The following is a 12441-nucleotide window of genomic DNA, read 5'->3' as shown; positions in this document are numbered from 1 at the left end:
GACTGGCGGGTCGCAGGCGATACATTCTCGAACCGGTGCGCTTGCCAGCCTATGCTCAAGCCGAGCTGTCCTGCCGCCATCACCGCAGCCCGGGCCAAGATCCCTCCGTAGGTGGGGTAGGCTAGCCGCGACGTTCAGCCGCTTCGTGTCTGCGACCCAACCCACCGCCACAACCGCAAGCGAGGCTTCAGCATCCAACCGGGCTCCATTCTTCGTAAAGACCATGCGCACGCCAGCGGGTGTCTTCGCGAACGCCTCGATGGTGCCGAAACTCTCGTATCCTGAGCGTTATGGTGTCATTTGTCACTGCCTCGCAGCTCATGCCGATGCTTGCGATTTTGTTGAATCGAGAGAAGCGATGCCGTCACCCGCAACGTCGACAATCGAGCGTCTGCGTTGTGAAATTCAACCTGAGGTTAGTTAGCCCTCCGGACATGGCCGAAGACTCCTTCGCCTTTGTTTTGACGGACAGGAGTGTGACGAATGCTGCCAAGAGAGTAGCGAAGCTCCGGCCGGCAATCCCGGTATGCATCGAGGTGAGCAATGAGTTCATTCGAGGCTTTCCCGACAGCTCTGCACGACCGCCACTTGGGAGGGGTGTCGTGTGAGATGGCTGCCCACAGCGCCAGGCCGGGAGATCCAATCTCGCAACGCAAGCGGACGTCGATTCGACCGGTCTGGTTATGCATCTTGGCGCTGGCGGTGGCCGCGTTCGGCTGCGGCGCCCTTCACGCCCAAGCGGCCGCGGCGCCCGACAAGGAATTAGTCGTGGCGACCAAGCAGGCCCCTCCATTTGCCATCAAGCAGCCGGATGGGAGTTGGAGCGGTATGAGCATCGCGCTCTGGAAAAGGATCGCCGATCAGGCACACCTGCGTTTTCGCCTGGTCGAAACCCAGAGCGTGCCGGATTTGCTGGACGGCGTCGCAAACGGCAGATTCGATGTTGGCGTCGCGGCGGTCACAGTGACTGCCGAGCGTGCGCGCAAAGTCGATTTTACGCAGCCGTTCTACAACACCGGGCTCGGCGTTGCGGTACCGGTCAACGAAAACCCCTGGCTCGCGATCGGGCGGGCGCTTCTCTCTTTCGGATTCTTCCAGGCCGTCGCGGTGCTGCTTGGTTTCGCAATGGCGGTCGGATTCCTGATCTGGATGCTGGAACGGCGCAAAACGGAGCACTTCGGTGGCGGCGCCAAGGGACTCGGCTCCAGCTTCTGGTGGTCGACCATCGCCATGACGCAAGCCGGGGCCGCTCAGAATGCGCCGACAACCCTCCCCGGCAGGATCGTCGCAATGGGATGGATGATCGCTTCCGTGATCGCGATTGCGGTGTTCACCGCCGGTATCACCTCCACCCTGACGCGCAGAGGGCTCGAGGGCGCCGTTCACGGCTTCAACGACTTGCGGTCCGTGCGCGTCGGCGCGGTCGCGAACTCCGCGACGACCGACTACCTCGCTCGTCAGCGGCTTTCGTTTAGAACGTTTCCGGACATCCAAGGCGGCCTCTCCGCGCTGGGGCGTGGGACAATCGATGCCTTTGTTCATGACAAGCCGTTGCTGACCTGGATGGTTCGCAGCGACTTCCCGGCCTCGGCTCGCGTCGTCGATACCAGCTTCAGCAGCGAGAGCTATGCGATCGTGCTGCCCAAAGACAGCGCCTTGCGGCCGATGCTCGATCTCGCCGTACTCGATCAAATCGAAGGTGATTGGTGGCAGCAGACGGTGTTCGAGACGCTTGGAAACGCTCAATCTCGCTGACGATACCTGCGAGGAGCCCGGTCCGTTCAGCGCTGTCAGAGTCTCATCGTTGCAGCGGAACCGACAAAGTTCCGAACATCGGCCTCGCGAGCGATGCAAACCGTCAATAGCCCTGTGCGTATGCGCGAGTTGCTGTTCCACCAAATCAGCTTCAAGCTTGGTTCATCCTCGGCGTGGCAGCTTGGCGCATTTTCTAACATGGCCCCCAAACCACGTGCGTGAGTTGCCGTTGCCGAGGAACTGCTCCAGCGCGCCTTGTCCGTAGGCCGAGTTCGATCCATCGGCCAACTACGCGGGCCAATCATTCCCATCTGAGCGGCCTTCCTATTGGCGCGGTCTCAACCTGTTGTCGGCAACTGTGCTGGCGCGAGTGCGTTCCATGCTTCTGCGAAATGTTCTTCGGTGCCGCGACTGGCGCCACCGGGCACGCAACGTGAGCGTGATTTCCCAACCGTCGCGTCCGTGCCTGACCAGCATTGTCGACTATCGGGGCCGGCTGCCCGCACGCTTTGATTCGTGCAGCACTAGAGTTGATCCTTTTCTCTGCCGGAGCGACTGGCATTTTCGACATCATCCTGACCGCACATCAAGCCGCCCCAACAGGCGATGGTCTCGAAAAGGAGGCCGCGTTACACGCGCGTGCACATCAGTGCGCAGCGCAGTTCCACGAAGCGAGGTTGAAAAAAAGCGCAATGGGTTTGTGCGTCGATCAATCTCTGCAATAGGGCATCAAGCACTTGAACGCAGCAGCCGTCGAGTGGCTTGCAAGTTGAAATAGGAGACCGGGTTGCAAACACATTTTTCGCGCATCAATCAGTCCAAGGCCGTCTTCGATGATATTTATGCCCTGGATGATCCCAGGGCATATTTCTCTGTCCTGGGAGATTTGGATTACATGATCCCGGACGTGGCCGAGCCGGTTGTGCGCCAAATTCTGGCAGCGAAGGTTTCGGAAACCGGCGTCAAGCCGACCGTGCTTGATGTTGGCTGTTCATACGGAATCAACGCAGCGGTGCATCGGTTTCCACTGACTTTCGGGGGCTTGCGCCATCGCTACGCCCGACGCGAGATGAGGGCGATCGGTTCTGAGACATTGGTGCGTCTCGATCGCAATTTTTATGCGGCTTGGCCGGATGTCGGTCTCGCGCGATTTATCGGTCTCGATGTATCGGCGCCGGCGATAAGGTATGCGACGGGTGTTGGTCTGCTTGAGCAGGGCATTGTCGCAGATCTTGAAACGGAGGCGCTCTCGACCGACAGCGCGCATCTTGTCCGATCCGCGGATGTCATCATGTCGACTGGGTGCATCGGCTACGTCACCGAGAAGACGTTCAGCAAGATTCTCGATGCGACGGAGAAGCGTCCATGGATCATTTCGTTCGTGCTACGAATGTTCCCGTTCGATTCTCTAGCCGCGACGTTCGCGAAGCGTGGCCTTGTGACGGAGCGTCTTGCCGGCGCGACTTTCATCCAGCGTCGTTTTCGCGATGCTGAGGAGTTTGAAAGTTGCTTGGCCAGCCTGGCGGCTCTTGGCATCGATGCTACCGGTCTTGAGTCGGAAGGGCTGTTTCACGCCGATCTGATGTTGTCCCGCCCTGAGGCGGATGCGCGCGCCGCTCCCCTGGAAGACATTGTCACTGTTGCCAGCGGCAGGGGGCGTCCGATCGGACCCCGTTATGTCCATGTTGAGGGCGACGACGGCTTGCAGGTCGCGTTGGAGCCGTGACGGACTCGCTTTCCGAAGATGGGCGTGGGTGTGACCCAGGGACCTGTGCCTCCAAGTGAATCATGCCCTGACGCCTGCTTGGTCATTTTCTGCCAGTTCTGCAGTCTACAGGGAGGCCCTGTCCATGACAGCTTCGCCGATTTCGAATCCGTCCAATTCCGTGCCGTATATCGAGATCGATGCTGTATCGAAATCCTACGATGGGGGGCGGAGTGTTGCTGTTTCCAACGTATCGCTCGACGTGCAGCAGGGTTCACTGGTCGCGCTCGTGGGCGGCTCGGGATCCGGCAAGACCACGCTACTGAAGACGATCAATCGACTGGTCGATCCTGACGTTGGAGAAGTCAGGATCGACGGAGTGCCTGTAAGCGAAGCCGAACCGCCGATGCTGCGGCGGAGCATCGGCTACGTCTTTCAGGGGATCGGTTTGTTTCCGCACATGCGCGTTGCCGACAACATTGCCGTAACACTCAGGTTGCGTGGCTGGCAGGCGAGCGAGATCAAAGCGCGGGTGGCCGAAATGCTGGATATGGTGGACTTGCCGCAGGATTACGCCGGCCGCTTTCCGCACATGTTGTCCGGAGGTCAGCGCCAACGGGTTGGCGTCGCGCGTGCAATCGCCGCCCGACCGCGCATTGTTCTGATGGACGAGCCGCTGGGTGCGCTCGATCCTGTCACCCGCGACAGCCTGGGTTCTTCCTACCGCGAGCTGCACGACCGGTTCGGCATGACGACCCTGATGGTCACCCATGACATCCAGGAAGCTGCGCTGATGGCTGATCGAATCGTCGTCATGAAGAACGGCCGCGTACTCGCGGACGATACGCCGCACACGTTGATGATGGGCTCTGGTTCTGACGATCCGGACGTGACCGCCTTGATGGAAGTCCCGCGACGTCAAGCGGAACGCATCGCCGCGCTTGCGACCAAGAACGGACCTGCTCGTGCCTGATGCCGGCGCAGAGCTGCTTTCCAGTGCCCGATTAGACGCGTTGTTCGACGCCTGGCGCCTGCTTCCCACCTATCTCACACCACATATTGTACTTTGCGCCACGGCGCTGGCGCTTGGACTGCTCGTCAGCCTGCCGCTGGCTGCCCTCGCAGCGGAACGACCATGGCTACGCAGGCTGGTGCTTGCCATCGCCAGCTTGATCCAGACCATACCGGGACTTGCGTTGCTCGCACTGTTCTATCCATTGCTCCTTGCGCTCTCGACATTGACGGCACGGCTCTTCGGCTTCGGTATCCCCGCACTGGGATTCCTGCCGACGCTGATCGCATTGACGCTCTATGCGATGCTTCCGATCTTGCGCAACAGTGTGGTTGGTTTGAATGGCGTCAGTCCAGCTATCGTCGAAGCGGCAGAAGGCGTTGGTATGACGCCTCAGCAGATTCTGACGCGCGTCAAGGCGCCGCTCGCCACGCCCGTCATCATGGCCGGGGTGCGGACTGCAGCCGTATGGACGATTGGAGCAGCCACGCTTTCCACGCCCGTCGGCCAAACCAGCCTTGGCAATTACATTTTTACGGGGTTGCAAACCGAGAACTGGGTTTCCGTGCTGTTCGGCTGCATCGCCGCGGCCGGGCTTGCTCTGATCACCGACTTCTGTCTCGGTCTCGTGGAGACAGGGGCGTCTGAACGCAGCAGGAAGCGTGTGGTGTTCGGCATCGCCGGGCTTGCTCTCGGCACGCTCGCCGGTTTCGCGCCGCTGCTCTCGAACGAAGCAGAAACCTATGTCATCGGCGCGAAGAGCTTCTCCGAACAGTTCATTCTGGCGGACCTGATGGGTGACCGGCTGAAGGCCGAAGGGGTCGGCGTAACGCGTAAGGACGGGCTCGGTTCGGCTATCGCCTTTCGCGCGCTGGCTCACAATGACATTGATGCTTACGTCGATTACTCCGGCACGCTCTGGCGCAACGTTATCGGTCGCACCGATATGCCACGGCGCGAGGAGATGCAGGCGGAGATCGTCCGCTGGATGAAAGCGGAGCAGGGTGTCACGGTACTCGGTGCGCTTGGTTTCGAAAATGCCTACGTTCTCGCGATGAAACGGGAGAGAGCGCAGGAATTAAACGTCACCTCGATTGCCGATCTTGCTCGTGTTGCACCTCAACTCACCATCGGCGATGACCTTGAGTTTTTGGGCCGACCGGAATGGCGCTCGCTTAAGGATGCCTATGGTCTGTCGTTCAGAACGCGACGCTCGTACAATCCAACGATCATGTATCATGCTCTCGAGGCCGGCGAGGCCGATGTCATCTCCGCGTTCTCCAGCGACGGGCGTATCGCGGCGCTTGATCTGCTCGTGCTGGCTGACCCGAAGCATGCGATACCTTCCTATGATGCGCTGATCCTCATCGCGCCAAAGCGCGCCGCCGATGCGCGGCTGAAGCGAGCACTTGTTCCGCTTGTCGGCTCGGTGCCCGTTGAGGCGATGCGCGCCGCTAACCTCATGGTCGACGGCGATACGGACAAGGCTTCTCCGGAAGAGGCGGCGCGAGCCTTGGCAAAGGCCGTGCATTTGCAGTCGCGATAAGTACGAGAACACGATCAGGGGCGTTCTCGTTCGGGGTTCGACCATCGCCGATGGGGCGCGCTCGAGGTCGCGAACGAAATGGCGCGTCACGCAATGAACGATCACTTCGGCAGCGTGATTCATAATGAAGCCACGAATCGTTGTCACGAATGTACAACCGTATTTGGGGATGACAATGCGGGCAAAAAGAGTGGAAAGGGCGGTTGGTTCCAACCAATCGCTGCTTGAACTGCTCCAGGCAGAACTTGCAGCCCTCAACTCGCAAATCGAAGCGGTTGAAAAGACGCGGGCAGAAACGCAATCGATCGATGAGTTGAGAGAGTGTGCGATCCGCGCGTGTCGACGGATCGACGAGATTCGTTCCGTCGTTGCCGCCGAACAGTCGAATGACGCGCCCAACAGCGCAACTCCTGAATCTCCGTCTACGGTCGCTCGTTGAAGTTCGAGACGCTGTTTTAAGTCCCGGGGTCCTGGGCGGTAGACGCGATCAAGGCGCTGGCCGAGGGGGCGGCGATGCTCCGCTCGCTCGTCTGCGGCGGTCGTCCTGAAGGCGACGACGAATCTCGACCTGCGTCATGCGCTTGGGCATCGGCCCTAACCAAAATCGTCCCTTAGATCCCGACAGCGGTGCGTGTCGCAATCAGCCAACTTCCGGGTGTAGCGCGATCAGCAAGATCGCCACCGCGACCACTGCGAGCCAGCATTCAGCGGCGATGATGGCCCATTCGGTGCCTGTTCGATTTTTCATTGGCGCCACCTTTTTCGACGGCTCCGACGTGAGTCTGAGGGGCTTCAACGTCGAAGCTGTCTTCGCCAGTGCTTCGGCCTATCCGAGTTTGATGCGCTGTGGGGCTCGGCTGATCCGAATGACGATCAGATCACACTCGGCCTTGGATGGAAGTGCACTTTGTGCCAACGCAACTGGTTCCGCTGTCCTGCTTGTATCATGGTTCATGCACAACGCAGGTCGTCCTTCGTGCGGCACCCAATTGTGTTGCCGCCAGTGCATTCCAAGCCAGGCCGAAGCTCAGTCCGATGGACGACACTTGATCCGCGTTAAGCGCAAGCCTGATTTCCCATCCGCGTCCATGCTGGCGTGAAATCAAAACCTCGGACGACCCAAATCCGCGCACGTCGCGTTTCCATTCGCGCAGCATTAGAATCAATTCCTTCTCTTCCGCGCTCACTTCTATTCTCGACATCGCCATCACCGCGCATCAAGCCACCCCAACCGGCAAAGCTATTGAGCGCCGCAACGCCGCGTCAACACGCGCGCGTGCATATCCGACAATGGCACTTCACGGCTGTCGCCCATCTCGCAAGCTCCGCTGACGCAAGCGACGGCCCCGACGTGCTGTCTGAGGGCCGCGCCGGAGCCGTCTTTGCCAGTATTTCGGATTGGCCGAGCCGATGCGCGTGCTCGGTCGATCCGATGTACGCAATGAGATCACAACCGCCTCGTGATGGGATGTGCAGTCCGTGCCAACAGCACGAGTTCCATGGTCACGATTGCATCATAATCAATCAACAACCAAAACGCCCACGCGTGTTGCTGTTCCATCGAATGCGTTTCACTTTGCATTTTCCTCGGCGGTGGTGGGCGACTCATGATCCAGCACTGGACTCGCAAAGTGTGTCGGCTAGCACTCGCCGGGGAACGGAGGCCATGATGAAACGCTGCGACCGCAAGCGCTCCGACATGACGCCGTGCGTGATTACCGACGGCGCGGATGCCTATAGCTTCGAGAGCGATCAGGACACCCACCCGATCTGCGTTGGCTGCGGTCGCAGCCCGCAAGTTACAGGCGTGGCGCCACCCGCCGATTGGGCTGAGCAAGTTGCCGACTATCTGAAGGCCGTGCAGATCAGGCAGCGGCGCTGAAGCCTCGCAGCGCGCGGCGCCCATGCAGCAGATCCGACCGGCCTGCCCAATCCACCAGCCCGGCCGAACCGCTCGCAACGGGCCTCCTGTTCGCGCTCGATCAGCCCGATGAGCGCTAGCTGCCATCGTCCCTTGCAGGTCAGTTCCATGACGCATTGATCGTCGTGCGTCATGTCGTCACGGATCAGTCCGTCAACGTGCGTCAATCGACCGCGCTAGAGGCTTCCAATCCGGGAGGAACCACCGTTCCAACGAAAAAGCTCCGGGCCTTTGTTTGGCCCGGAGCTCTCATGTCGCTTGGAGTTAAGCGAGCGATCAGTACCTGGCGACGGCCGGGCCGCCCAGGTTGAACCTGTAGTTCAAGCCCGCCTTGATGGTGTGCTGGTCGTTGCGGAAGCTGCCGATAAAGCCGAGAGAATCGGACACGTTGACGGTGCCGAAGTCATAGTACTGGTATTCGAGCTTGCCCGACCAGTTCTGGGTAAACATGTATTCGAGACCGGCACCGACGGTGTAGCCGTCACGGCCGCCGTCGCCGCCGAAGCCGTTCGAGAAGCGCGTGTCAGCCCAGGCATAGCCGCCCTTGACGTAAAGCAGCGCCGGACCCCAAGTGTAGCCGAGGCGGCCGGTTACCGAACCGAGGCCACGATTGGCGAAGCTCGAACTGGTATCCAGAAAACTATAGTTGGCTTCAAGACCCAGCACCCAGCTCGGCGCGAACTGGTAATCATAGCCAGCCTGCACGCCGCCCATGAACACACCGTCGTTGCCACCGCCGAAGCCGGGGGCGAGGACGTTGTCGTTGCCACCGAACGCACCACCGACGTGACCACCGATGTAGAAGCCGGTCCAGTTGTAGATCGGGGTCGGAGCAACATAGGGCGGAGCCTTGGTGTAGGGCTGAGGCGCGAGATCAGCCGCGGAAGCGGGCGCGACCGCGCCGAGCGCGATCATGCTGGCGGTGACAAGCAGAATTTTCTTCATCTTTTTCATTCCAACTTTCTTGTACTAGCCCAGCCCCAAGTTCATCGCCTATCAGACACGTGCGGAATTGCTGTAACTTGGCTGCAACAGGCGGCGCCAAACGCGGGCCGCTAACGACAAAGGCGAGGGACGCTTGGCGTTAGGAGAGCTTGGAACTTTCGTGACGCGGATTATGCATTGCAGATCACATCCCGGCGCAACGTGTCGGTGGATAGATGATTATCTTCGCATGGAACTGGGGCGAGCCCGAAGACGACTGAGTGCGAAGCGCGGGTCTGCAGTGCTTGTCGACCCAAAAGGGAGAGTCACTGTCGGGCTTCTGTCCCGTAGCGGAACGAAATGGGAGGCCCCGACGCATACCAGCCCCGCGCCGCAGTCTTTTTGCGTGCATCCCGCGATAATGCAGGGCAGCGTCCCGATGATGGGAGTCCTGAACCAGGCTGCGTCAATTACCGGAGAGGATGTAGCGGCGGACTCGGCCGATGAGCCACGAGCTAAGGCCAAGGGTGGCGATGACGACTCCAACTATTGGGGCAAACGCCACGTAATGGCGACAGGTCATCGATTGGAGCGTTATCGTCAGCCTTCTCGCTCGCTGGACGGCGCCGTTCTCGTGAAAACGGCGTGCTGTGCGTTCGGCCCGTAATGCGGCCACACTCTCTGCGCTTGCAACGCGAACTCGGCTTCGTCGCTCGCGCTGAACTAGGAGCGCTTCTCGAGCCGCGGCCGCGGCCCTTCGGTGATGCGGAACCGGGACAGCACGTCGGTGCGAATGGCGCCGCGGAGGATTTTGCCGATCCCATTGCGCGGCAATTCGTCGAGGGCAATCAGCAGGCGCGGGCGCTTGTAATCGGTCATGGTCGGCACCACGCGATTGATGCGCTCCTCCCAGCCTGGCGCAGGATTTTCCACCGCTGCCAGAATGATCTCGCCCCAATAGTCCGAGGGAATGCCGACCACCGCGACTTCCGATGGCTGCAGCGCCGGCGCAAGCAATCGTTCGACCTCTTCCGGCGCTACTTTGTAGCCGCCCGACTTGATGACGTCGGCGCTACGGCCGGTGAGGTGCAGCCGGCCGCGTGCATCGAGATAGCCGAGATCGCCGGTTTCGTGGAATTCATTCGGTGCGAGCGCGCTAAAACCCTCGGTGGTGAGATACCCGGTCATCAGGTGTTGTGCACGGATCAGAACCTCGCCGCCCGCCGCGGCCGGCCGGCCGTCCTCGCCGCGGATGACGATCTCAACACCGGGAGCGGGCCAGCCGACGCAGGCGTCCTCGCCTCCGGATGCATACCAGGACTCGGTCTCCTCGGCTTCAAGCACTGTGATCGGATTGAATACCTCGCTCTTGCCATAGGTCACCCGCACCACGGGGCCGAACATCTCCTTGACGCGCGCGTAGAGCGTGGGCTTCAGCACGGCCGTGCCGCAGAAGATCGTGCACAGCGACGAGAACTGGCGCGTGCCCGCGGCAGCCACGATCTTTGCCAGCACGGTCGGCGGCGCAAACATCGCATCGCATGCGCCGCGTGCAAGGATATCAAGTACGCGCGGCGGGTCGACGCCGTCGAGCAGTGTCACGGCCGCACCCGACGACAGATAGGCATGCGTCATCAACGAGGAGCCGTGCGAGAACGGCGTCATCAGCAGGACATTGCTGGCGGCATCCGGGCGGAACGGCAGGTTCGCCCGCAGCAATATGTTGGCCGTCCAGCGGCCGATCTGGCTGTGAACCGCGCCTTTCGGGCGTCCGGTGGTGCCAGAGGTGAAGACGATACGCGCCGGCGCGTCGCCGTCGACCTGCGGAAAGGCGGCCGGATCCAACGCGGTCCGTTCGATGCTTTCGACCTCGATGATGTTCGGACCGCCGGCAGCCTTTTCGGTCGCGAGGGCCGCGCCGGTGATCAACAGGCGAACGTTGGAGACCGCGAGGCAGTAAGCGCGCTCGTCGCTGCTCAGCGCAGGGTTGATCGGGACTTCGACGGCGCCCGCCAGCATGACGCCGAAAGTGGCCGCAGCGGCGTCGGCGCTGTTGCGGTACAATGTAGCCACGGCATCTGTCGGGCCGATCCCGGCCTGGATCAGGGCATACGCAACGCCGGCAGCTTTGGCGAACAACTCCGCATAGGACGTTGTGCCGGCGGCGTCGACGACAGCCGGCCTGTTGCCGTAGCGGAGCGCGAGCGCGGAGAATTCGCCGGCCCAATGGATTGATTTCGATGACATGCTCGAGCTCTCCGTCGAGACGATCCGCGTTGCTAGCCCGCGCCGTAGACCAGATTGGGCAGCCAAAGCGAAAGCTGTGGGACATAGGTGATGATCGCAAGGCACAGCAGCAGCAGGCCGAGGAACGGCAGAACGCCGCGCACCACTTCGGTGACCGGCGCCGTGGAAATCGTGGCCAGCACGTAGAGGTTCAGTCCGACCGGGGGATGAACCAGCGCGATCTCCATGTTGTGGGTGAAGACGATCGCGAAATGGACGGGATCGATTCCGAGCGGCTTCAGCGCAGGCGCAAGGATCGGCATTACCACCAGCAGCGTGGCGGCGACCTCGAGAAAGCATCCGAGCACGAGCAGCAGCACGTTGATCGCGAGCAGGAATTGCCAGGGATGAAGCTGGTTGTCGAGCGTGAACTTCACCAGCGAGGCCGGGATGCCCGAGTCCGTCATCCAGTGGCCGAATGCCAAAGCGGTCGCGACGATGATCATGATCGTCGCGGCACTCTTGATTGCCTCGGCGATCACCTCGAGTGTCTGGCTGACCTTAAAGCCGCGATAGAAGAACAGGCTGACGAGAAGAGCCACCGTGGCCGAGACCGCGGCTGCTTCGGTGACCGTCATCAGGCCGCCGTAGATTCCGACCATCACGATGAAAGGTACGCAAAGCGCGGGCAGGGCATTGAGACTCATCCGCACCAGTTCGGCGCGAGGCACGGACGGTTCGCGCGGCAACTCGTATTTGTGCGAGTAGTAGAACACCCAGCCGAAGAACATCGCTGCCTGCAGCAGCCCGGGCATGATGCCGGCCAGGAACAGGCGCGGCACGGACTGCTCTGCGATCAGCCCGTAAAGAATCAGCGACAGGCTGGGTGGAATCACGATGCCGATCGTGCCGGAAGCGCCAACTACGCCAAGCGCAAAATGACGCGGATAGCCGCGCTCGATCATCGCCGGCACCAGAATGGTGCCCATGGCGAGCGCAGTCGCAACTGAGGAGCCGCAGATCGCGGCAAACAAAGTACATGACACCACCGTCACGAGACCGAGTGCGCCCCGCAATCGTCCGAACCAGGCGATCGCGACATCGACCAGTGCCTTGGCGACGCCGCCGCGCCGCATGAATGCGGCGGCCATCACGAACAGGGGCAAGGCCATCAGTGTGCTGGAATTCATTTCATCGGCTATCTTCTGCGCGATCGCCACCAGAGGCTGGTCGCTGAAGCCGAACAGGACCGCCGCGCAGAGACCCAACACCAGAAAGATCGGCATTCCCGCGCAGAGCAGCCCGAAGAACATCAGCAGGAAAAGCATCGTCCACATCGTGTCGGTCTCGTT

Annotated in this window: 10 protein-coding genes; 6 read left to right on the top strand and 4 right to left on the bottom strand. The window is 61.0% G+C overall.

The annotated features are described in order from the left end of the window. Positions 1-690 precede the first annotated feature (690 nt). The 5 genes from ACVW1B_RS28170 to ACVW1B_RS28150 all read left to right on the top strand — a co-directional run bounded on the left by ACVW1B_RS28170 (position 691) and on the right by ACVW1B_RS28150 (position 6457). Positions 691-1755: a transporter substrate-binding domain-containing protein gene (locus ACVW1B_RS28170; protein WP_253606937.1), complete on the top strand. Its 1065-nt coding sequence runs from the start codon at positions 691-693 to the stop codon at positions 1753-1755. Between the two features lie 787 nt (positions 1756-2542). Then, a complete protein-coding gene (locus ACVW1B_RS28165; protein ID WP_253606938.1) occupies positions 2543-3481 on the top strand; it encodes a class I SAM-dependent methyltransferase in 939 nt (312 codons plus the stop codon). 124 nt (positions 3482-3605) lie between these two features. Continuing rightward, on the top strand, positions 3606-4433 hold the full coding sequence (locus tag ACVW1B_RS28160) for an ATP-binding cassette domain-containing protein (protein WP_253606939.1): 828 nt from the start codon (positions 3606-3608) through the stop codon (positions 4431-4433). Positions 4434-4473: 40 nt separating this feature from the next. Next, a complete protein-coding gene (locus ACVW1B_RS28155; protein WP_253609885.1) occupies positions 4474-6018 on the top strand; it encodes an ABC transporter permease/substrate-binding protein in 1545 nt (514 codons plus the stop codon). 124 nt (positions 6019-6142) lie between these two features. Continuing rightward, complete coding sequence (locus ACVW1B_RS28150) at positions 6143-6457, top strand: hypothetical protein (RefSeq protein ID WP_456822529.1); 315 nt, start codon at positions 6143-6145, stop codon at positions 6455-6457. Positions 6458-6962: 505 nt separating this feature from the next. Here the strand turns inward: ACVW1B_RS28150 and ACVW1B_RS28145 are convergent. Continuing rightward, positions 6963-7226 carry a hypothetical protein gene (locus ACVW1B_RS28145; protein WP_225642640.1) on the bottom strand — a complete coding sequence of 88 codons (264 nt, stop codon included), beginning with the start codon at positions 7224-7226 and terminating at the stop codon, positions 6963-6965. 461 nt (positions 7227-7687) lie between these two features. Between ACVW1B_RS28145 and ACVW1B_RS28140 the strand changes: the two genes are divergently transcribed. After that, on the top strand, positions 7688-7900 hold the full coding sequence (locus tag ACVW1B_RS28140) for a hypothetical protein (protein WP_253636018.1): 213 nt from the start codon (positions 7688-7690) through the stop codon (positions 7898-7900). Positions 7901-8215: 315 nt separating this feature from the next. On the opposite strand, the gene ACVW1B_RS28135 is transcribed toward ACVW1B_RS28140, so the two are convergent. From ACVW1B_RS28135 to ACVW1B_RS28125, 3 genes are all read right to left on the bottom strand, one after another. Beyond that, positions 8216-8884 carry an outer membrane protein gene (locus ACVW1B_RS28135; protein WP_057017476.1) on the bottom strand — a complete coding sequence of 223 codons (669 nt, stop codon included), beginning with the start codon at positions 8882-8884 and terminating at the stop codon, positions 8216-8218. 702 nt (positions 8885-9586) lie between these two features. Next, positions 9587-11110 (bottom strand): class I adenylate-forming enzyme family protein, encoded by a 1524-nt coding sequence (locus tag ACVW1B_RS28130; RefSeq protein ID WP_253606942.1) that lies wholly within the window; start codon positions 11108-11110, stop codon positions 9587-9589. A 32-nt stretch (positions 11111-11142) separates the two neighbouring features. After that, positions 11143-12426, bottom strand: coding sequence for a TRAP transporter large permease (locus ACVW1B_RS28125; RefSeq protein ID WP_253589162.1), 1284 nt, complete (start codon positions 12424-12426; stop codon positions 11143-11145). Positions 12427-12441: the final 15 nt, after the last annotated feature.

The organism is Bradyrhizobium sp. USDA 4502 (assembly GCF_054063355.1).
Note: the sequence above shows the minus strand (reverse complement) of the source record. Positions and strands in the feature narration are given on the sequence as shown.